This is a genomic window from Vibrio owensii CAIM 1854 = LMG 25443 (assembly GCF_000817815.1).
Lineage (GTDB): Bacteria > Pseudomonadota > Gammaproteobacteria > Enterobacterales > Vibrionaceae > Vibrio > Vibrio owensii.
This window is the reverse complement of sequence record NZ_JPRD01000025.1, coordinates 1-21,846: the sequence shown is the minus strand read 5'-3', so window position 1 is coordinate 21,846 and position 21,846 is coordinate 1. Positions and strand designations below refer to the sequence as shown.

At 46.8% G+C, this 21,846-nt stretch carries 17 protein-coding genes; 16 read left to right on the top strand and 1 reads right to left on the bottom strand.

Translation table 11 applies throughout. The features are described from left to right. The first annotated feature begins 130 nt into the window (after positions 1 to 130). The 16 genes from H735_RS15335 to H735_RS15260 all read left to right on the top strand — a co-directional run bounded on the left by H735_RS15335 (position 131) and on the right by H735_RS15260 (position 20,509). A complete protein-coding gene (locus H735_RS15335; RefSeq protein ID WP_020197571.1) occupies positions 131 to 1,582 on the top strand; it encodes a type VI secretion system protein TssA in 1,452 nt (483 codons plus the stop codon). Positions 1,583 to 1,615: 33 nt separating this feature from the next. Then, positions 1,616 to 2,137 carry an Hcp family type VI secretion system effector gene (locus tag H735_RS15330; protein ID WP_005426582.1) on the top strand — a complete coding sequence of 174 codons (522 nt, stop codon included), beginning with the start codon at positions 1,616 to 1,618 and terminating at the stop codon, positions 2,135 to 2,137. Between the two features lie 20 nt (positions 2,138 to 2,157). After that, positions 2,158 to 2,661 (top strand): type VI secretion system contractile sheath small subunit, encoded by a 504-nt coding sequence (tssB, locus tag H735_RS15325; RefSeq protein WP_020197572.1) that lies wholly within the window; start codon positions 2,158 to 2,160, stop codon positions 2,659 to 2,661. Continuing rightward, the gene (gene tssC / locus H735_RS15320) at positions 2,661 to 4,139 is read left to right on the top strand and encodes a type VI secretion system contractile sheath large subunit (RefSeq protein ID WP_020197573.1); all 1,479 of its coding nucleotides are present in this window, start codon (positions 2,661 to 2,663) and stop codon (positions 4,137 to 4,139) included. Before tssB ends, tssC begins: the two co-directional genes overlap by 1 nt. 231 nt (positions 4,140 to 4,370) lie before the next feature. Next, positions 4,371 to 5,765, top strand: coding sequence for a type VI secretion system contractile sheath domain-containing protein (locus tag H735_RS15315; protein WP_020197574.1), 1,395 nt, complete (start codon positions 4,371 to 4,373; stop codon positions 5,763 to 5,765). After that, on the top strand, positions 5,765 to 6,187 hold the full coding sequence (gene tssE / locus H735_RS15310; protein ID WP_020197575.1) for a type VI secretion system baseplate subunit TssE: 423 nt from the start codon (positions 5,765 to 5,767) through the stop codon (positions 6,185 to 6,187). Before H735_RS15315 ends, tssE begins: the two co-directional genes overlap by 1 nt. After that, the gene (gene tssF / locus H735_RS15305; protein WP_020197576.1) at positions 6,180 to 7,931 is read left to right on the top strand and encodes a type VI secretion system baseplate subunit TssF; all 1,752 of its coding nucleotides are present in this window, start codon (positions 6,180 to 6,182) and stop codon (positions 7,929 to 7,931) included. The genes tssE and tssF overlap by 8 nt, the downstream gene beginning before the upstream one ends. Positions 7,932 to 7,943: 12 nt before the next feature. Beyond that, a complete protein-coding gene (locus H735_RS15300; RefSeq protein WP_020197577.1) occupies positions 7,944 to 8,882 on the top strand; it encodes a type VI secretion system baseplate subunit TssG in 939 nt (312 codons plus the stop codon). A gap of 57 nt (positions 8,883 to 8,939) precedes the next feature. Continuing rightward, on the top strand, positions 8,940 to 11,546 hold the full coding sequence (gene tssH / locus H735_RS15295) for a type VI secretion system ATPase TssH (protein WP_020197578.1): 2,607 nt from the start codon (positions 8,940 to 8,942) through the stop codon (positions 11,544 to 11,546). A 12-nt stretch (positions 11,547 to 11,558) separates the two neighbouring features. After that, on the top strand, positions 11,559 to 12,362 hold the full coding sequence (locus tag H735_RS15290) for an ABC transporter substrate-binding protein (RefSeq protein WP_020197579.1): 804 nt from the start codon (positions 11,559 to 11,561) through the stop codon (positions 12,360 to 12,362). A 3-nt stretch (positions 12,363 to 12,365) separates the two neighbouring features. Next, positions 12,366 to 13,304 carry a type VI secretion system-associated FHA domain protein gene (locus H735_RS15285; RefSeq protein ID WP_020197580.1) on the top strand — a complete coding sequence of 313 codons (939 nt, stop codon included), beginning with the start codon at positions 12,366 to 12,368 and terminating at the stop codon, positions 13,302 to 13,304. Next, entirely contained in the window at positions 13,304 to 13,786 is a 483-nt protein-coding gene (gene tssJ / locus H735_RS15280) for a type VI secretion system lipoprotein TssJ (protein WP_005451918.1), read from the top strand. The genes H735_RS15285 and tssJ overlap by 1 nt, the downstream gene beginning before the upstream one ends. Before the next feature lie 26 nt (positions 13,787 to 13,812). Beyond that, positions 13,813 to 15,144: a type VI secretion system baseplate subunit TssK gene (gene tssK / locus H735_RS15275; RefSeq protein WP_020197581.1), complete on the top strand. Its 1,332-nt coding sequence runs from the start codon at positions 13,813 to 13,815 to the stop codon at positions 15,142 to 15,144. A gap of 6 nt (positions 15,145 to 15,150) precedes the next feature. Beyond that, the gene (gene icmH, locus H735_RS15270; RefSeq protein WP_020197582.1) at positions 15,151 to 16,404 is read left to right on the top strand and encodes a type IVB secretion system protein IcmH/DotU; all 1,254 of its coding nucleotides are present in this window, start codon (positions 15,151 to 15,153) and stop codon (positions 16,402 to 16,404) included. Next, a complete protein-coding gene (tssM, locus tag H735_RS15265; RefSeq protein ID WP_020197583.1) occupies positions 16,401 to 19,790 on the top strand; it encodes a type VI secretion system membrane subunit TssM in 3,390 nt (1,129 codons plus the stop codon). The genes icmH and tssM overlap by 4 nt, the downstream gene beginning before the upstream one ends. Positions 19,791 to 19,792: 2 nt before the next feature. Further along, positions 19,793 to 20,509: a protein kinase domain-containing protein gene (locus H735_RS15260; RefSeq protein ID WP_027726819.1), complete on the top strand. Its 717-nt coding sequence runs from the start codon at positions 19,793 to 19,795 to the stop codon at positions 20,507 to 20,509. Between the two features lie 26 nt (positions 20,510 to 20,535). Here H735_RS15260 and H735_RS15255 read toward each other — a convergent pair. Continuing rightward, positions 20,536 to 21,846, bottom strand: a 1,311-nt coding sequence (locus tag H735_RS15255) for an HD-GYP domain-containing protein (protein WP_042980086.1), incomplete at its 5' end; no start/stop codon positions are given.

The following is a 21,846-nucleotide window of genomic DNA, read 5'->3' as shown; positions in this document are numbered from 1 at the left end:
ACTTTTTATTAAATAGTTAATTTTTCTCAGCTATTTCAGAAAATTCTCACTAGACTCAAGTTTACAAACTATGAAACCAGAGTAATGGATTTATCTCTGACTTAATAAAACAATAATTCATGGATTGAATATGGTTAATATTGATAGTCTTTTGGCTCCGATCGCAGATGGCTCGCCAAGTGGTGTCTATCTGAAGCTTGATAGAAGTGCCTATCGAGCACTTAGAAACAGTTACAATGCCGCGCAATCATCGTTTCGCCAATTGGTTGAAACTCCTGATGCATCTAGCGATCAAGCACTGCTTGAAAGCAACGATGACAACTGGGCACAGTTGCGTACCGCGACATACCACGCCCTCACCCAGTCAAGCAAAGACTTGGAGCTGCTAGGTTGGTATATCACCAGTCAGTTGTTCACCGACGCTCCCTATCGAAATCTTGCCGACGCAACGCAAGTGCTTCTAAGCACCGTGGAACAGTTTTGGGACTCGCTCAATCCGTTCCTTCCTGAAGACAAACTAAAAAGCGCAGAAGAGTCTGGCATCGCTAGAGAACGGGCCGAGTTCCGGATGAAACCTCTGCTACAACTTGTCGGCGAAACTCACGATACCACTGCCCTGTATATGCCTTTGCAGTTGACTGGCTTGATTGACGATGTCACCTTTGGCGATTACCTACGCGCAGAGCGTAACGGTTCGCTTGGTGAAATCAAAACTAAAGCGCAAAACCTATTCAACGCTGACACGCAAGACACCTTAATGGATTTGGCGCAAACCTATCAAAACCTTGATGCTATAGAACAAGCCATCGCTCAACAGTGCCAACCCGTTAATGCAACTCCTGTAAGTTTCAAATTCATCAAAGAAAACATTGCGGAGCTGATTAACGCGATCCGTTATCTCACTGAAGACAAGTTTTCTAAATGGCCGCTAGATGATCAATTTAGATTGATTGCCGAAGAAGCTCAGGCTCCCCCCGTCGAATCAAACTCTCCTGAAACAACCTATCAGGCAACTGAAAATGCAGAAGTAGCACCAACCTCATCAGAGCCAGAAGCAGAGCAAATTACGACGAAGCCGTTGCTAGAGCCGACTCCTTCAAATGAAATACACCAGCTAGCGACACCCACCGCGATGAATATCGCTGGCCAGATCCAAAATCGCGACCACGCTTTTCATGAACTTAGAAAGCTCGCCGATTACTTCAAACAAACCGAGCCACACAGCCCTGTTCCGTTCTTGTTAGAGCGCGCGATTCGATGGGGTTATCTAAGCTTACCAGAACTACTCCAAGAAATGACAGGCGGCAACAGCCAAGTTCTGAGTCATATCAATCAACTCACCGGAATGGACAACTTAGAACAAACCATTCTGAAGACAATTCCTGAACCACAATCAGTGTCAGAGTCGGTTCCGACCGTACCACCTGCGACTGAGGTTCAAACAGCCTCTAATGAGGAGTCTCAAAGTGCAACGTCAATTGAACCAACAACGTCAGAGCAAAGCGACACTCCAAATACAACCAACCAACCAGAAGTAAAAACTACTCAATCGTCGAGCGGTATTACCGATTTCGAGTGGTGAAGCAAAAAATGCTAAAAAGCAAAGGAGAACCCAATGGCTTCTATTTACATGAGAATTGATGGCACCACACCAAAAGGTGCTGCAACGGTAGAAAAGATCGGTGGCAAGGATGGATTTTTTGCTATTGATACAGTGAACTGGAGTGCCGTTCGTGGCGTTGGCATCGACGTCGGTAACGCGAACAACGCAGACCAAGGCATGGTCGCGCTAGGTGAAGTGAACATCTCTCGTGGCTGTGATGGCGCGACACCGTACTTAACGACTTTCCTTTACGCACCAGGTGGCGAAGGCAAAACCATCGAGATCGTGATGACTAAGCCAAACCGTGAAGGTTCTGGTGCAGATCCATACCTAATCCTGACACTAAGTGCTGCGCGTATGTCGAGCTACAACATGGGCGCGTCGGATGGTCACCTACCAAATGAATCATTCAGCCTCACTTACACCGAGATTTCGAAAGCGTACTACATCGAAGGCGAAGGCGGCAAAATCGAGAAAGGTCCTGAAGTGGGCTTTGACGCGACGACAGCGAAAGTTACTTCGACAGCTTCTTAATGGAATAAGGAGATACCATTATGGCACTGAACTCCCAACACAAGCGAGTTAGCAAAAACCGTGTAAGTATTACTTACGATGTCGAGACGAATGGCGCAGTAGAAACCAAAGAACTCCCTTTTGTGGTGGGAGTCGTCGGTGATTATTCGGGTCACAAGCAAGACAAAGAAGACGTGGAAGATCGCACCTTCTATAACGTCGACAAAGACAACTTCGATACTGTTATGAAGCGTGTTGGCCCTGAGTTATCACTCAAAGTGGACAACGTTTTGATTGATGACGACAGCCAAATCGAAGCGAGTCTGAAATTCTCATCAATGAAAGATTTCGAGCCTGAAGCCATCGTTGAGCAAGTTGAACCGCTCAAGAAGCTTGTTGAGACTCGTAACCAACTCAAAGTACTGCTTTCAAAAGCGGACCGTTCTCGTGATCTAGAGAAACTACTCAAGGAAGTTCTGCAAAGCGCAGACACTATCAACGCCCTTTCCGATGAGCTAGGCATCCAGAAAGAAGGAGCAGAATAATGACGACGGAAGTTGAAAACCAACCACAAGCAGAAGCGGCTGAAGCTTCGCTGAGCTTTCTGGATCGTGCAATCGAAGCGACCACACAAACGCCAGCGGATACAACAAAAGAGCTGTTCTCTGTACTGGCAGAACAAGCGCTAAGCGGCACGGTAACATGGGACAAGAACGTCACCAAAACGATTGAAAATGCCATCGTAGAGATCGACAAAAAGCTTTCTAAACAGCTATCGAAAGTCATGCAAGAAAATGACTTCCAAAAGCTAGAAGGTTCATGGCGTGGTCTGCAAAAACTGGTTAAAGAGAGCGATCTAGGGCGCTCACTGAAAATCAAAATGGTCGACTACACCAAAGACGAACTACTTGATCAATTTGAAGATGCGCCAGCCATCGACCGTAGCCCACTGTTTAACGCGGTATACCAAGGCGAATACGGCACAGCAGGTGGTGAACCGTATGGCACCTTCATCGGTGATTACGAGTTCAGCGCAAAAGATGAAGACGTCGCCCTACTACGCTACATGGGTGAAGTAGCCGCTGCGTGTCACGCTCCGTTCATTGCCGCAGCAAATGCAGAAATGTTTGAGTTCAATGACTTCACAACCTTTGAAGAAGGCAAACCTGTCGCGGCTGGTTTTGACTCCCCGGCTTACGCTGCTTGGAACTCGTTCCGTGAAAGTGACGACGCGCGCTACGTAACTCTAACACTACCTCGCACACTGGCTCGCCTTCCTTACGGTGAGAAAGCTCTTGGCACCAAGCTGTTTAGCTACGAAGAGTTAAACACAGACCAAGATGGCAACCCGAATCCATCAAGCAATGATGAGTTGGTTTGGTCAAATGCCGCTTACGAGTTGGGTCTGAAAATGACGCAAGCCTTCACTGCGTACGGTTGGTGTACAGCGATTCGCGGTCTGGATAACGGCGGTAAAGTAGAAAACCTACCAAACCTAACTTATAAGACCGAAGCTGGCGACTTGGTTCAGCAATGTCCAACAGAAGTGAACCTAACCGACGAACGCGAGAAAGAGTTAAGTGACCTAGGCTTCTTGCCACTGGTTCACTACAAAAACTCAAACTACGGCGTATTCATCGGCGGTCAAACAACACAGCAACCGAAGACGTACACAGATCCAGATGCAACAGCAAACGCAGCCATTTCAGCGCGTCTTCCTTACATCATGGCAAGTGGTCGCATCGCTCACTACTTGAAAGTCATGGGTCGCGACAAGCTAGGTTCAAACCTAGAAGCGCCAGACATTCAACGTGAACTTCAACTGTGGATCGATCAATACACCAACGCAGGTGCAATTGGTAATGATCAACGAGCGAAAACGCCATTGGCAGAATCTCGCATTGAAGTGGTTGAACAACCGGGTAAACCGGGCGCGTATTCAGCCGTTGCTCACCTAAGACCTTGGCTACAACTTGAAGAGCTGACTACGTCGGTTCGTATGGTAGCGAAGATCCCAGGTTAATACCGATCACAATAAGTAAGTGGTCAGAGTTAGAGCAGGAATAACGCTTGAGAACAAGGCTAAAATTTTCGGTAAGTAGTTATTCTACAATCAAAATTTTAAACGAAGTTATCGAGCGTTATAACCAGCTAGAATGACCAGTTATTTACTACGATCGGTATACGCATAATAAAGCTTGGTCGAAGTAGGATGCTTCGACCAAGCCAATTCGATTTAGGTCACAAGGATAGTATGAGTAAGATTTATCACTCAGGTTGGCAGACCCAGTTTATACAGCTAGACGATAAAGACAGCGACTTTTTACAAGAGGCGCTCTCTTTACTGTCTCAAGTGTCTCGCTCCGCGCTAGACAATTCCGATGCGCTTATCACACATGTTTCGCGCTTGATTGCAGAGATCGACTATAAACTCTCGAAACAGATGGATGAATTACTGCATCATCCAGAATTTGAGGCACTGCAAACCAATTGGCTAGGGCTTCAAGGCTTAGCCACCCTGCCCGTTAATTATCAACGCACTCAACTCAAGCTTCTCAATATGAGTTGGGAAGAAGTATCGTCCGACGTCAATCAAGCCTACAGCACCAAAACGTCCGAGTTGTACAACAAGATCGGCAACCAAGAGTTAAACACCTTGGGCGGGCATCCATTCGGTTGCTTGTTATTCACACAGCCAGTAGCAGCAGATATGGATTTCGAATCTGACTACGATGATTTATTCACCGTAGAACTATTGAGCCGCTTGGGTGAAGCGACGTTATGCCCAATGCTATTTGCTCCTAATCGCGATTTCTTTGTCGAATCCGGCGCAGACTGGCTGTCTGATATCAACCGAATCGAGAAGATCCTTGCCAGCCCTGATTACCAATCGTGGCAGTCTTTACGCAGTAAGTCCTCTGCGCGTTTTGTCGGCTTGGTGATGCCAGAAATGTGCATGCGTACACGTTATCAAAACGCCAAAGTGGGTTTCATCTACAACGAGAAACAAAACGGACTTTGGGGCAATGCGGGCTTTGCATTTGTATCCACCATTATGCGAGAGCATCAACGTGTAAGTTGGTTTGGCTTCTTGAAATCTCGCTGGAACGACAACAACCAAGGTGCCGTGGTCAATCAAAACCAAAGCGATAGCCATTTTCTGATTCAACCACAAACCAAAGTGACCTTGTTTGGGCAACTGTCGACCTTCTACAGTCGCAGTGGTTTTATCCCTCTTACTAAGAGCCCTTTGAGCGATAAGTTTTACTTCAATGGTAACAATTCGATTTGGCACAACAGTGAATCTGATAATGAGAAAGTCCTCACTCAAATCCAAACATCATTGATGTCTTGCCGTATTGCACATTATCTCAAAGTACAAGTGCGAGAGATGATTGGCAGCTTCAAAACAGCGGCTGAGTGTGAGTTGTTCCTCTCTCAATGGGTTGAAAAATTCTCTAGTAACGTCGCGTACGCCAACGAAGAAACCCTATCAAAATACCCATTGAGTTTTGCAAAGATCAGCGTGTGCGACTCTGATCATCATCCGGGCAATTTCGTCTGTACTTTGCGCATCGTACCGCAGTATCAATACGACCATTTCAGCGGCGAAGTGGTGCTGACAACAGAATTGGATGAGGTGGCGTAATGAGTTTTTGGCGTACCTTTGTGCAAACTGCCCCTACGACTCGTCGAGATGATATCGAGGACATCAAATATCACCTGACTCGTCTGTTCGATTCGGAAGCGTCACTGATAAGCATTGATGATCGGTTAACCGAAGTGCAGCGCTCTAACTACCGTTTTGGCATCGAGGATGTGCACCTGTTGAGTGCCAGTCTCGACCACCAGCAATTAGCCCTCAAACTAGAAAACTACATTCGACATTTCGAGCCTCGTCTTAGCCAAGTCATGGTTGAACTTGTTGAACGTAAAGCGGGAGAAAACACCATCGCGTTCAATATTGTCGCCAAAGCCAAAACGGCACAGGGCGAAAAAGAGCTGATTTTTGATTCCAAGATTTCATTAAGCGACATGACCACCGATATGAAGGAGGATTTGTATGAGTGATCCTCTACTGCGTTATTACGAGCAAGAACTGACTTTTGTTCGCCGTGCCCTCGGTCAATTTGGGTCTGAACATCCAGAACACGCACAACGCCTAAACATCCATCAGGGACAAATCGAAGACCCGAGTTTGGCTCGCTTATTGGATGGTGTGGCACTATTGAATGCCAACGTCGAAAAACGTCTATCTGAGCAAATCCCTGAAGTTGTCGAAGGATTACTTGGCGTACTCTACCCAAGTTACATTCAAACGGTACCAAGTGTAGCGTATCTAGAAATGAGCACAGATGCCCCTTCCACCGACAGCACGACGCTTCCAAAAGGCACACGCTTTTCTTCTGAATCGCAAGGCAAAACATGTTTGTTCACCACTACGGATGAACTCAAAACGACACCATTTGCACTGATTGACACCAAGGCAAGCAGCGCGCCCTTTGACTTCAATCGCCCACAAGGCAGTGAACAAACTACCGCCGTTATTCAGCTCACTCTGTCTACTGGCGATGATGATGTGCACTTCAGTCAATTAGCGTTAGAAGATCTCGACTTCTTCGTTCAAGGTTTCGAGAACAATGCGGATTCCTTGGTTGAACTGCTGCTCAGTGAAGCGCGTGCAATATCGATTTCCGACATCAATGGTGAGAATTACGCTGTCTTGGCTGCCAATCAGCTCAAGAGTAGAATCAGCGATAAGCAGTTTCAATTTCTGCCACAAAAAGGCAATCAATTTTCTGGCTACCATTTGATGAACGAATTTTTCTTCTTCAAAGAGAAACGTCAGTTCTTCCGTCTTAAAGGCTTTGGTGAAGCCTGTCAGCAACATGATTGCTCCACTGTGGTATTAAACCTGTTTATGCACTCTTTACCGATGGAGTTTATCCGTCTTTTCGACAACCAAGTGTTTAAGCTCAATGTCGTGCCTGCGGTGAACTTATTCGAACAAACAGGCGAACCAACCAGCTATGACCAACGCAGCCTGACCATTCCCGTTAATGCCGATGCGCATACCGATAATGAAATTCAAGTGGTCGACATTTTGGATGTGTTTGAGATTACGTCGAGCGGTCAAAAACTGCTGACGCCACTGTTTAAAGACAGTTACCAAAGCGACCCACATTGCGATTACTGGCAAAGCCGAAAAGACTCCACTGGTGAACTGCGATTGGCGATCAGCCTGAACGCCAACCAAGAGCTCGAATTCAACAAACTCTATGGCACTCGCCTTCTTTGTACCAATGGCAAACAAGCATGCACCATCAATGGTGAGATGACATGTTTAGAGCCGATCGATTTGCCCGGTGATTTTCATTCTCTCTACCCGCCGTCGGCTCCGATAGAACGTGAATCTGATGCCAATATGCACTGGCAATTTATCGGGCTACTGAACAGTAACTTCTCGTCTCTGCTGCACTCTGAAGATCCTACTCAACAGCTTAAGCAAATGCTGCAATTGTGTAGCCGCAACCAGTTAGTAAGCGATGAAATTCAGATGATTCAGTCAGTTAAAGTGCGCTCACAGGTTTCATCAATGCGTATTCTAGGCAAGAACGTCTTCTCTCCGGGCACAGAGATTGAAATCACTCTCGATACGTCTGGCAACTATCTGACTTTCACCGATGTGTTGAATCGCTTCTTCCAACAGTTCTGTAGTTTTGATCGCTACATTCAGCTCACAATTCGTCTTTATGGCAAAGATGGCATTGCGAGGCGTTATCCAAAAATCCACGGGAGCCAGCGCTCGATGTAGCGTGGAAGATAGATGATGTCGATGTCACTGATTAACGATTTAAAAGCGAACCCACATGAATATGACTTTGCTCAAGCAATGCGATTGCTGATGCAAATGGCAAAACAGTCTGGGCACAAGCTGAAGTTAGAGCTTAAAGCGGAAGCCATGCCCCATGGTGATGCCGACGATATTCAATACTTTTCGTTCAGTGACCATAGCGCCAAAGTTCGTATTGCGCAGCAAGCACTATCTGGCGCACAAGGGGTTATCCCAAACTACATCTATGAGGAATTGTTGTTTGCACTGCATAACGACGATCACGCACTCAAGGACTTTTTAGACGTATTCAATCAACGCCATTTTGAACTTGCCGCGCAGCTAGAGCTCGCTCCTCACCTCTTGGTGCAGAAAGAGTTGGCAACAGACAAAACCGATTTACTCAAACAACTGGCGAACCTGAAAAACGAACACGGTGCGCTGTTCCAGTATTCGCTGTTGTTTGCTCAAGGGCATCGTAACTTAGAAACGTTAGAGCAGATCCTTAACGACTACTTCCCTTACCAAATAGATGTGTCGACTAAGAGCCATGAACGTCGTCAGTTACCCGCAAGTTCTCTTACCCTTTTGGGACAGAAAGACGACTACAACAGCGGAATCGGACAGGGTTTCCTCATTGGCAAAACGTGCATGACTTACAACCAACATTTGGTGGTGAGTATCCAACCTGCCAACCGCAAAGAGCTGCATCAAATTCATCGAGATACTCAGTTGGCGAACCACATGCGCCACCTCATTCAACATTATTTACGAGACGCCACGCCTATTTCTATTTATCTCAACGTTAAGCGTGCGTATCTCGAAAAACCAACGCTGTCTGCTCAACCAGATCAAGCAGCGAAATTGGGCGAAGTGGATTGCCTCGCCCCAGAACGTAAACCTACAGAGCGGATTCGGATTCTTCTGAAATAGCTAGGTAGACACCGCGACGACAAAGAAGGTTATCGCGCAAAAGACAAGGATAAGGTTATGACACAAGTAACGCTGACAAATTTAGTCGCCAAGTTATCGCCAGAGCTAAAACGCGCATTGGAAGCTTCTGCGGGTGCAGCTATGAACCAAGGCGTTGCAGCCATTGAGCCGGAACATTGGCTGCTCACGCTATTGAATCAGCAAGACACGCACTTAAAAACTCTGATTGAAAGTCAGAAGATCAACCAAGATCAACTTGCGAGTGAACTGGCGAATCGCATCGAGCGCTTACCAAAAGTGCAAGACAGCCAACCAACGCTCAGCCACGCACTGACTGAACTTCTAAAAGACGCTTGGATGATTGCCTCCGTTAACTATGGTCATGGGGAAATCATCAGCTTGCATCTCGTTCAAGCGCTGTTGCAGCAGAACGTCATGGGCGTATCGAGCAACAATCTCGAATCACTACAGAACGTGTCGACCGAGTCCCTGCAAGGTTTAATCAACAAAACGCCGGTTAAGCGAGCAACGCAACAAAGCACAGGTGAAGCAAGTTCAGCAGCAAATACAGCAAGCGCGAACGACGCATTAAGCAAGTACACCATCAACCTGACTCAACAAGCGATTGAAGGCAATATCGACCCGATTTCTGGGCGTAATTCTGAGGTGAGAAAAGCCATCGACATTCTTTGTCGTAAACGCCAGAACAACCCTATTTTCGTTGGTGAGCCGGGCGTGGGTAAAACCGCTGTCGTTGAAGGCTTAGCGCTGAGAATCGCAGCAGATGAAGTGCCAAGTGCGTTGCAAGGCGTTCAACTCCATTCACTTGATTTAGGTTTGTTACAAGCAGGTGCCAGCGTAAAAGGCGAATTCGAAAACCGCCTGAAAGACGTCATCAACGAAGTGAAAAACAGCGATGTACCAATCATTGTATTTATTGATGAAGCACATACGCTGATCGGCGCTGGCGGTGCAGCAGGACAAAATGATGCTGCCAACTTATTGAAACCCGCTCTTGCACGTGGTGAGTTCAAAACCATTGCCGCAACAACATGGGCAGAATACAAAAAGTACTTTGAGAAAGATCCAGCTCTGACTCGCCGTTTCCAAGTCGTGACTGTAGAAGAGCCAAATGCAGAAGATGCCAAACAAATGCTTCGTGGCATTGCGGCTTCATTGCAAGAGCACCACGGCGCTTTTATTACAGAATCAGCCATTGATGCGGCGGTTAACCTATCTATTCGCTACTTACCTTCTCGCCAATTGCCAGATAAAGCGATCAGCCTACTCGACACAGCTAGTGCGCGTATTGCTTTAACCCAAGGTGCAAAACCAGAAGTGATTGAAGCGTTGGAGCAAACCATTCGTTATCAACAAAACGAACAGTCTGCTTTAGAAAAAGAATTTGATTTGTTCGGCACTGGCGCAGAAGAGATCGCCGAATTGAAGCAAGAAATCACCACTAATCAATCTAAACTAGCTGACTACCAAACTCGTTGGGAGCAAGAGATTACGTTGGTTGATGAGGTTAAAGCGCTTCAACAAAGCATCACAGAAAGCGAAACGCCGGACGAAGCTCAACAACCCCAATTGAATGCCCTTCTCGATCAATTACATGAGCTTCAAGGCGAAGAGCCATTAGTTAATGCGATGGTGGATGACGCGACCATTGCTCAAGTCATTTCCGGTTGGACAGGCATTCCAGTCGGCAACATGATGAGTGATGAAATCGCTCGCCTATTGTCGCTAGAATCAGAGCTAGATAAACGCGTTATCGGTCAAAACGTGGCGAAGCAAGAACTGGCAAAAGCGATTCGAATCTCACGTGCTGGCTTAACCGACAATCGCAAACCAATCGGTGTGTTCTTGATGTGTGGTCCAAGTGGTGTCGGTAAAACGGAAACCGCCATGGCGCTCGCCGAGCAGCTTTACGGAGGCAGCAACGATCTCACGGTTATCAACATGACCGAGTTTAAAGAAGAACACAAAATCTCAATGTTACTTGGCTCGCCTGCCGGTTATGTTGGCTTTGGTGAAGGTGGCGTGTTAACCGAGGCGATTCGCCGCAATCCTTATTCTGTCTTGCTTTTGGATGAGATGGAAAAAGCGCATCCGGGCGTTCATGACCTCTTCTATCAAATCTTCGATAAAGGACACATCAAAGACAGCGAAGGTCGCACGGTGGATTTCAAAAACACCTTAATCATCATGACTTCCAACGCCGCTGATCAAGCGATTTGCGATGTGTGTGATGAAAACGCCGAACGCATCAGCAACGATGAACTGCTTGAAGCGATTCGTCCCGATCTACAACGCTACTTCAAACCTGCGTTCTTAGGACGTACTACCATCGTGCCTTATTACCCACTCAACGATGATGAGTTAGCGAAGATCACCGAAATCGCGCTAAACCGCATTCGTAAAAAACTGGCAGAACAGTATCAAGCGAGCTTTACGTGGGATGCAGGTTTTGTGGATTTGGTTGTCAGCAAAAACACTGACCCTACAACAGGTGGTCGCGCGGTTGAGCAAATCATTAACCGCTCTTTGATGCCGAAGTTGGCAGAAGAATGCATCGCGCGTCTGAGCGAACAACAACCGATTAGCCAAGTGACGGTGACCGCTGCGTCCACGCCACAGGGCTTTGAACTGGATATTCAGTAGTAACGAATCATGATGTTTAGAAGCGTACATTCACCCCATTTCGTCACCACCTCGATTCTTGTTCAAGAGGCGGCGGTCAGCTGTGGGGTGAGTCTTTTCCGCAAAATAACCAAGCTGGTTTCGTCGCTGTTTATTTTGCTTGGCGCCCTATTCTCGTTCGAAGCATGGGCGCAAGTTTGGATTGGTCCCGACCGATTGCTACTTGCGACTCACAAATGGGCACCGTACCAAACTCACCAGAATCAAAACATGGATGGGTTTGCGCTTAATCGCGTCAAATGCGCGCTGGGCGAAATGGGACAACCTTACCAACTGACCATGACGGAATGGTCTGACGCACAGCTCCACGTACACAGTGGTCAACAGCACGGCTTTTTCGTCTCGCCAAAAACCAGAGAACACGACAGCTACGCAACGTTGTCTGCTCCTATTACCGAGCAAAAACTGCGTTGGTATTTTGGTCCTGGTGTAGAGCCTAAGCTTGATGATTTGTCAAAGTTGAACCTTAAGTTCTCGGCAGAATTTGGCTCAAGCACATGGTTTTGGCTGAAACGTAACGGATACAACGTCGTTAAGCAGCCACGAGATGCTAAGGTTTTACTAAGGCTTTTAAAACAAAGAGAAATTGACGTCGCATTGGAAGATGAACGGGTGTTCCATACTGAAATCAGCCAAGCCTCTCTTCCAAGCGATTACTTCTATTCTCAAGTATTCGAAACCAAGCCAATGGGCGTGTATTTCTCTAACCGCTTTTTGGACAAATATTCTGGTTTCTTAACCGCTTTCAACACAGCGTTGGCTAAATGCGAGGGATAACAAGTGGCGATCAGCATACATTTGATTTCTGTACCCTCTGAAGAGGTGGTGACTTCAAGAGTCATCTATCTGCCCGAATCTGGCGGGCAGTTTGGGCGTTCTGCTTCTTGTGAAGTGGCATTGCCCGATCAATCAAAACGCATCTCGCGTATTCACGGACAAATTCGTCTCACTGAAACAGGTTATTTGGTGAAGAGTACCGGCAAGAACCCGGCTCGCCTCAACGATAAAGCCATGGTGAGAGACAAAGATTACCCACTCAACGATGGCGACATTTTAAAGATCGAAAGCTATTCGATGTTGGTATCAACACTCACGTCGAGCAAAGCGCCCGTCGAAGAGCAACCCGATGACCTCTTTGCGACTAAGTTCGACCTGCAACTGGAAGACAATGTCGATTTTCTCGATGAAGGTGACATCGTCGAACCCGTGAAATCGGAAGTTCATTACTCTCACCAAAATGTAATGAGCGATGACCCTTTCTCCTCCGACCCGTTTGAAGACATCGACGATGACGAACTGGCGGATCACTTTGAAGTGGATGAGGTGTCGAAACAGCAGCAAGCAATGGAGCGTTCTACGGAGATTGAGTATCTTCCGGGAGACCACCTTCCAACGTCAGAGCTGGAAGCCTCCATCGAAAAGCTGATTACGATTACCGAGAAGAATCAACAATACCTTCGCAACCCACCGCTTGCACATGATGCTTTGTTTGATGCGTTGGACAAAACGCTCGATCAGTTCCTCAACGAATTCGCGCCGAACCAACTAGAGAATCAATTTAGCGAATTTGTGTCTGGTGGACTGTTCAGTAGCAAAGACAAGAAGTATTGGAAAATCTACCGCAAGCACTTCCAACATCGACAAGACAACGGTGATTTTCGTCGCCAGTTCAAAGCGATGTTTATGGAAAACATGCAAAAGCAAAGCGAGGAAAGCTGATGAAGATTTGGCTTAGTTTACTCGCTTTCGCTTTGGTGGGATGTTCATCTGACCCAACACCGGTTGTGACGCAATATCAATTGGCGGTGAGCGCCGAGAAGACGATTAACCCGAGTGTTAACAACAGTACTAATCCCGTAGTAGTACGCTTGTATCAACTGACCGATGCACAGCAGTTTAAGCAATTGCCGTTTATCGATTTGTACAACGATGACGTGAGCCTATTGGGCGCAAACTTGGTGTCGAAACAAGTTCTGCCCGTGGTGATGCCAGACAGCAATAGCAAACAAACCTTAGACATCAACAAGACCACTCAATACATCGGCGTATTGGTGGAATTTGCCGAATATGATGCGAGCACGGCGACGGTAGTGACAACCACGCCTCAGGAAGAAGAACAATATATCCAGTTAAAGATCAGCGGTAACAAAGCAGCATTACAAACCGTGACACCAGATTCACCTTGGTGGGATGTCTTTTAACTCGATTCAGTAGATAAGGAAATCTCGTGGACGCATACAAAAAAGTCGTTTGGCAAGAAGGCATGTTCATTGCCCCACAACACTTTCAACAACAAGACAGATACACACAAAACTACGTCAGACAAAACGTCGAAACGCTTGCTGGTTATGCCCCTTACTATGGTGTGACCGACTTGGTGATCAATCACGATCTACTTAAAATTGGCAAGCTTTCCGTCTCTTCTAGCGCGGGTTTGTTCCCAGATGGCACGCATTTCGAACTGAAACGCGAAGTCGCCAGAGATGTGCCGCACGGTACGATTGAGAAAATGGCTTACTTAGCGCTGCCTGTTTCTCTGCAAGGCAATAATGATTACGCCAATGATGAATTGGAACAAAGCCGCTATCTCACACGAACCATCAATGTGTTTGATACTTCAACCTCTGAGAATGCCAGCGTTGAGGTGGACGTCGCGCAGCTCAATATAGCGATTAAACTAGAAGGCGAAGACACTTCGGGCTTCACCCTCATACCTTTCGCCAAGGTGTTGGAATGCAGCGAAACGGGCGAAGTGATGCTAGACCGTTCCTTTATTCCTGCGTGTTTGCACTATGGTGCATCACAGCTATTGGTTGAACGTTTGAAAGAGATTCATGCCCTCACGTCCAACCGTGCCACCAGCTTGCTCAAACGTATTCAAGCCGGACAAGGGCAAAAGAGCCCACAATCGATGATGCAGGATTACCTGTGGCTGCAAACACTCAACACTTGGCTTCCGTGGTTTGATTTATCTTTGTCGAATCCAAAGTTTCAAACCCATCAGCTTTATTTGGAGCTACGCAAGTTTGAAGCGCAAGTCATGGCATCTACACCCGCGATTCCAGAGCCTTGCCAACCGTTGGATTTCCATCGTCTGTACGATTGCTTTAACCCGCTTTTTTCAAATCTGCGCAATATGCTCACGCTGGTTCAACAAGACTCAGTGATTGAGTTTGCGTTCGACACTTCGTTGTTTGAACGACGCCGCTTGCTTCGCACGTTGGTAAAAGATGGTCACAACCTGTCCGATCGCCGATTCGTTCTCAGTGTCCGTTCCAATATCAGCAGCACCGAGCTTAACGAATTGTTCCCTGCCGCTGCCAAACTCAGTAGCAATAACAAAATTGTCGAGATCGTGCGTAATGCCCTTTCTGGCGTGCAACTGACGCCGCTTCCTGTTGCGCCAAGCGAACTAAAACCGATGCAAGGTACAGCGTATTTTGAAGTGGATACGTCAGACCGCAATTGGTTAGAAATGATTGAAAACCGCGATGCACTTGCGCTGCACGTCGATACACGTGTAGGCGACCTAGAAGTGATGCTGTACGCACTGAGGTAGTAAGTTATGAACTATTTGGATGAAGACACCTTAGTTTGGGATAGCAGCGAAAACGACTTCGTGAGTAAAGACACCGACATGCCAGACGTAAAGTGGCATTCGGTCAACGCTGCTCAAGCCAATATTGGGTTCTTACATCATTTCGATAAAGCCGAGAATCAGCTGATCAACATCAGTTCTGAGTTATTGGCTGTCACGCTCAAGATCAACACCTTGCCGGAGCCCGAAGACATCACCACGCTCAGACATCAACTGGTGGCTTCCATCAATGAAATCAAAACCAAAGGTGCCGAGTTGACCTACCCAGTCGCCGTGATCGACAAGCTGTGTTTCTTGTATGCAGTGGTTTTGGATGAGTTGATTGTCTACACCGATTGGGGTGAGAAACGTGGTTGGGAGAACAAAACCTTACTCAGTGAACTGTTTGGTATGCGCAACGGTGGTGAGCTTTTCTTTACTGTGGCAGAGAAAGCAGCGCGCCAACCGCACAAGCTGATCGACTTATTAGAAGTGGTGTATCTGTTCCTCAATATCGGGTTTAAAGGTCAGTACCGCGAAACGGGCAGCGAACAGCTAAAGAGTTTTACCTACCGCTTAGAGCAGATTTTAAGTCAATACCGACAAGCCGGTGGAATCTATTGTCATACTAAGGTTTCGGTACCTAAAACACGTAAGCCAACGCGCAAGAAACGTTACCTTGTCACCACGCTATTTTTCTTAACGGTCATTGGTTTGAGTGTTGCCCTGACCTATTTCTGGTACAACAAAACCAAACCACAGCGAGCGCGAGATTTTGTTCAGCTTGGTGAGTACAGCCAGCGATATATTGAATCTGGTCGCGCGGAAGACATCGTGTATGTCAGCACTGAAGACGATTTAAAAGGCAATAAAGTCGCGGTAAACACCACTCAACCACCTCGTCCAGTGCCGAGCCAACCAAAAGCCGTGATGCCACAAGCGAAAACTTCGACGCCAGAGACAACGAGCAATCCAACGACGAACCCTGTAGCGGACACTGATTGGCTGGTGCAACTTGCGACCTTCTCTAACCTTAAAAACGCCGAGAAGTTTATCGCCCAGCTGCCGACATCCAACTATCAACCTGTCGCGGATAACATCAATTCATATGTTCGCGTCATTGTTCGATGTGACAACTCAGAACAAGCTAAAACCATCAATAATTGGTATCGAGAGAATGCCAACGTCAACGGCTTAGTGGTGCATAACAAAAATAAACAAAGCGAGGTTGAGTCACAATGACGCAAGACAACCCAAACACACCAACAAGAAAAAAGGCAATCATTTGGAGCCTTGTTACCCTTCTGCTTCTGGCAATCTTAGGCAGCTTACTGACTTGGTTTGTCGCATATCCTGATTTCTTATGGACAGGCGTCATCACGACAACCATTGTGGCACTGCTGTCTGCTGGGCTTTGCTTTTGGTTAATCAATCGCAAGGTGAAAAAGAGTCTTGAGCAAGACCAAGAACGTGCACTAATTATCAAACGATCCAAGTTACTCGCCTTCCACTTCAAGAAAATGCTCGATGTACAAAAGCGTAAAAAGCGCTTAACCAGCCGTTACGATCAGCCGATTTACCTGTTACTCAGTGATAGCCCAAGTAAAGACAAAAGCATCATCACGCAGATGGGTTATGAAGCTTATAAAGTGGATGATTTTGGCAACGACATTGAGTTTCCGATTCTATTTTGGCTCAGTGAACACTCAATTCTGATTTCCGTCAGCATGGGCGACGATCAGCAACCGCTTTACTTAAAAACACTGTGTCAGTGCCTAAATAAATGGCGTCCGAGACAAGCGATTAACGGTTTGTTGCTCACCACAGAAATTGAACAGTTAGTTGGCAATAGTGAAACCCTTTCACAAAAAGCCGACCAATTGAAATCGCAAATCAAAGCATTCAATCGTTCATTTGGTTTGAACCTACCTATCTACAATGTCCTAACCAACATGGGTCAAGTGAGCGATTTCTGTCAGTTCTTTTCTGCGTTTGATGAAGCGAGACGCAATGAAGTATTCGGCGCCACCAGCCCAGTGCAAAAACATGGTGGCATTGATGCCGATTGGTTCAATGACGAATACGACCACCTCATCGGTCAGTTAATCTCGAACATGAGCAATGCATTGGGAGCGCAGCTCAACCAAGATTTCCGCAATGCCATTTGTGGTGCGCCATACCAATTTGGTCTGCTTAAACAGAATTTGTGGCACTTCTTACAGCGTTTGCATCGAGGCGACCAATACACAGATGGGCTCAACTTCCGCGGCTTCTACTTTACCCACAGTGGCAGTGATTTCGCGCAGCATGATTTACTCGCGAACGTAGTCAATCAATCCCTCGGCAATGAGCAATATCAGCAACACCAACAAATGCCCGTTCAACAAACCTTGTTTGCTCAGCATTTGATGTCTCATGTCGTGCTAAATGAAAACACTTTAGTCGGAGTTAACCGCCATAAAGAGAATTGGTTGTGGTTCAGCCAAACCGCCTACACCCTAATTTGGCTCGGTTTATTGATTGGTACACTGACGATTCTCAAGCTCGACTTCGATTATCAAACCAATCGTGAAGCCAAAGCCGATGGCATGTTAGAGCGTTACAAAGAAGCGATCGCAGCACAGCCATACAGCAAAGAAGATTTGGTGGGCAACATTCCAAACCTGTACACCATGCATCGTATTTACGCGCTGTATCAGGAGCCCGAACCTTGGTATACATTGCCATTCCTACCGAATGCGACCATCAAACCAGAAGTTGAAGCGGCTTACACCAAAGAACTGCAACAAGTGCTGATCCCTTCTATGGCGCACACCATTGAGAGCGACTTGTATGTGTATGTGAACTTGGAAGATCAAGCCAGAACGCTCGAATTGCTGAACGACTATCGACTGCTGTTTGATAAAAATCGTACCAACATTGAAGAGCTCAAAAGCTACTTCCTAGCAAACTTAGAGCACCAAGGCGAAGCGGACAAAACCAATGTAGCTCAGCTCAAAGTGTTGCTCGACGACGTGTTTAACCAGCACTTGGTGGCGACAACTACCAATCAAGAGCTTGAGGGGCTGGCGAAGCAAGTCATCAATCAGTCCAACATAGAGACGCTACTCTACCAACACATTTTGAACGATCATGCGTACGAGAAGCGCATCGACGTACGTAAAGAACTGGGCTCCAACTTCAATCAGATATATCAATTCAAACCTGGCTACGTGGGTTATTTCGTGCCTTACTTGTACACACCGACTGGCTTTAACGAGTTGGATCTTTCGGTGGAATCCCCTCTTCTTATCGAAGCGTTATCCGCTTATGAAGGCATCGCAGGACAAGCCCCAAGTGCACTAGAAATGCACCGAATCAGCCACGACTTGAAGCGCATGTATCAGAACGATTACATCAATTACTGGCGAGATTTTATTAACAGCATCGAGGTGAAAACTATTTCCGGTTCTGAGCAATTGAATGCCAGCTTGAACGTGCTCAACAATGCCTCAAACAATCCAATGTCTAAGCTGTTTACCACCATCAGCAACTACACTTCGGTTCTTCTACCTGAGCCAAAAGATGCGAAGAAGAAAACCGATGAGGAGATTGCCGATGCTGCGCAAGACAACGAGAAGAAGGAATCCGCTCGACAAATCACGCTGACGTTTAATGATTTCCACAAACAAGTGACGCCAGACGTTCAGGGTAAGAAACCAATAGATACCGTTCTGGAAGGTTTCGCTAACACTGCCAAATGGCTTGATCAGTTCTACAAATCCAATACGCCAGACAAAGTGGCTTACGAGACGTTATCTGCAGGTTTAAAAGCGCAAAACCCTGTCGCACAGTTGGCGTCACTGACCGATTCCCAGCCAACGCTATCCGGTGAAGTGATTGACTACGTGACAGTGCAAACCAATGAGTTAGTGATGAACTTAGCTCACCAATACCTTAATAGTATGTGGAACAGCGAAGTCTACCAGCCTTATGAAAACACGATCGCGGCTTTCTACCCGTTTAAGAAAAGTGCGAACAGCGACGCAAGCACGGCGGATGTCGCAGCCTTCTTCAAGACAGATGGCACGTTGGACACCTTCTATCAAACCATGTTGAAAGGCTTTTCGACAGAGCAACGTGCGCCGTTTATGTCCGGCTTATTGCCAAATACTGGTTTTGCGTTAGATCCTGCGATTTGGCTGATGTTTGATAAAGCCAAAGACATTCGCTCTGCCCTGTTTTTAGCTGACCCGAAAAACGTTGCGATTCAATTCCAGATGAAACCAACAGAAATGAGCTCGGCACTGACTGAATTTTCCATTCGGGCTGAAAAACCGATTTTCACCTATCAACACGGTCCGATGCTGTGGACTCAACAAAGCTGGAAAGGTGATTCTGTCGCGCAAGATGCACTAACGGTGCGTCTACAAAAACAAGCAACGTCGATTGCCAATGAACAGTTTAAAGGCAGCTGGGCATGGTTCCGCTTGATTGAACCGCGCGTCACTTCAACCTCCTCGCAAAGTACCCAACTTGAGTTTGATTACAATGGCGATAAGGTTCGCTTAACGATTAAAACTCAAGGTCAGAACAATCCGTTCGTACCGAACTTCTTTGCGGGCTTTGTGTTACCTGCGAGCATTTAGTGATGAATACGTTCGCCAATCAAACCCTGTTTAGAGCCTGTGGCGTTACTTATGTAGCGCCTTTGAGCAAAAACGTGTTTCAGTGCGAGCACAAACTTTATGGCACTGTGGTCATCAAGGTAGCGCGCAGCTTGGCTGAGAAGCGGGCTTTGATGGCGGAAGCAGACTTTCTATCTAACTACGCGTCGGATTACTGGGCGAACTTTCATGGTTACGGCTCGCAAAACCACGCTGACTGGTTAATGAGCCAGTATATGGAAGGCAAAACACTTAACGCGATAGAACCTGATTTATTACCGCAAGACTTAATAACCAAGCTTGAATTCGCTTTGCTAAACCTGCACAAAACGGGGCATCTGCATGGCGATATCAAGCCACACAACATCGTCGTGACGCCAAATAACCAAGTTCGGCTTATCGACTTTGGCAGTGTGATTCGAGCTGATGCTAAATACCGAGAGCATTCACATACAACCGTTAGCCGAGCCTATAGTGCGACCCGCCCCTCTCTGCGTATAGGTCAGGCAAGTAAGAACGATGATTTCTATGCCTTGGCAATGACCTTACTCAGCAGTCACGATCAACATCCCTTTGCCGGTCTCTCGTTACAAGAGGCGGCAGAACTGCTACCTACCCCAAATAACGTTGATCTACCAACGCGATACCAAGTTCTGATACAGAAAGAGTGGCAACGAATGCGCCACTCTTTGAAGCTGTAGGAATTCAACGTTCTAAGCTCTCTGGTTTATGCGTCTGATGATTTGGACTTCAGATACTTCTCAATATCCACCTCATCAACCTGTTCAACTGGCATAAACTTGTTGGCATAGTCACGGTAAACCCCGCTTTCTAAGAACAACAAGAACAAATCCATATCCAAATGCTCGTCCAGTGCCATCTTGTACATGATGTCGACCGCAACACTCACTGGCTTGGCTTTCTTGTAAGGTCGATCTCCCGCCGTTAATGCTTCGAAAATATCGGCAATCACCAAGATGCGTTCTGGGGTTGATAAATCTTCTGCACTCAACCGGCGCGGATAGCCAGTGCCTTTCAGCGTCTCATGGTGAGTCGAAGCGTAACGCGGCACGTTGCTTAACTCCGGAGGGAATGGCAGTGCCCCCAGCATTTTGATACCACTGATCATGTGCTCGTTAATTTTGAAGCGGTCTTCTGGTGTTAACGTCCCGCGGGAAATGGTCAGGTTGTACACTTCACCCAAGTTATATTGATGCTCTGGCACTTGCACCTTAATGCCATGCTCGGGTGCAAATTCCATTGGGCGAACGCGTTCAATAATATGGTCAGGCTTATCCGCTAAAAGGTTTTCAACCACGGGTAGCGTCACGTCAGATTTTGGCTTAATCATTTCTTCAAATGGAGAAAGACCAAGATGATCATCATAGTGACGCAACCAAGTTTGTTGGGCGATTTGTTTAATGCGCTCAATCTTATCATCACTCATAAACTCGCCACCCACGTTGGCGTTGGCAACAAATCGGAAGTCTTCGTCCAACTGCACAACTCGTTGGTCGAACTTGGCTTGCGCTTCTTCTTTTGACAGTTCACCAGTAGATATCGACTTCCACATCTCCACCTCAGCATCTCGCCTTAGTACTTCGAAACGAGTGCGAATTTCATTAATGCGGTTGTAGTTGGCTTCTAACTTAGTGCCTTTATCAACGATGTGTTCTGGCGTGGTGATCTTGCCACAATCGTGTAACCAAGCCGCGATACGGAATTCACGTCGTTCGTCTTCATTGTTGAACTTAAAGTCTTTGAACTTGCCGGTGTCGCACTTCTCTACCGCCTCTGCCAACATCATGCCAATTTCAGGAACGTGATTACAATGCCCTGCCGTATAAGGTGACTTGTCATCGATCGCTTGTGCGATAAGACGAATAAAGGCTTCAACAAACTCTTCTTGCTGTTGCTCGTGATGCTGAATCTCTTGCGTCATTTCGGTGACCGAATCGGACAAATCAGAAACTTCTTTGATACGCGTTTCGACCGGGACGAGTTTATCAAACTGACGATCTTTGATTTTGATGGTCTC

Bases quoted from the DNA above. Each gene is read 5' to 3' on its own strand.
- tssF (WP_020197576.1), top strand. From the start codon at position 6,180: ATGAGTGATCCTCTACTGCGTTATTACGAGCAAGAACTGACTTTTGTT.
- tssB (WP_020197572.1), top strand. From the start codon at position 2,158: ATGGCACTGAACTCCCAACACAAGCGAGTTAGCAAAAACCGTGTAAGT.
- icmH (WP_020197582.1), top strand. From the start codon at position 15,151: ATGAACTATTTGGATGAAGACACCTTAGTTTGGGATAGCAGCGAAAAC.
- H735_RS15330 (WP_005426582.1), top strand. From the start codon at position 1,616: ATGGCTTCTATTTACATGAGAATTGATGGCACCACACCAAAAGGTGCT.
- H735_RS15290 (WP_020197579.1), top strand. From the start codon at position 11,559: ATGTTTAGAAGCGTACATTCACCCCATTTCGTCACCACCTCGATTCTT.
- H735_RS15300 (WP_020197577.1), top strand. From the start codon at position 7,944: ATGATGTCGATGTCACTGATTAACGATTTAAAAGCGAACCCACATGAA.
- tssM (WP_020197583.1), top strand. From the start codon at position 16,401: ATGACGCAAGACAACCCAAACACACCAACAAGAAAAAAGGCAATCATT.
- H735_RS15315 (WP_020197574.1), top strand. From the start codon at position 4,371: ATGAGTAAGATTTATCACTCAGGTTGGCAGACCCAGTTTATACAGCTA.
- tssH (WP_020197578.1), top strand. From the start codon at position 8,940: ATGACACAAGTAACGCTGACAAATTTAGTCGCCAAGTTATCGCCAGAG.
- H735_RS15260 (WP_027726819.1), top strand. From the start codon at position 19,793: ATGAATACGTTCGCCAATCAAACCCTGTTTAGAGCCTGTGGCGTTACT.
- tssJ (WP_005451918.1), top strand. From the start codon at position 13,304: ATGAAGATTTGGCTTAGTTTACTCGCTTTCGCTTTGGTGGGATGTTCA.
- tssE (WP_020197575.1), top strand. From the start codon at position 5,765: ATGAGTTTTTGGCGTACCTTTGTGCAAACTGCCCCTACGACTCGTCGA.
- H735_RS15335 (WP_020197571.1), top strand. From the start codon at position 131: ATGGTTAATATTGATAGTCTTTTGGCTCCGATCGCAGATGGCTCGCCA.
- tssC (WP_020197573.1), top strand. From the start codon at position 2,661: ATGACGACGGAAGTTGAAAACCAACCACAAGCAGAAGCGGCTGAAGCT.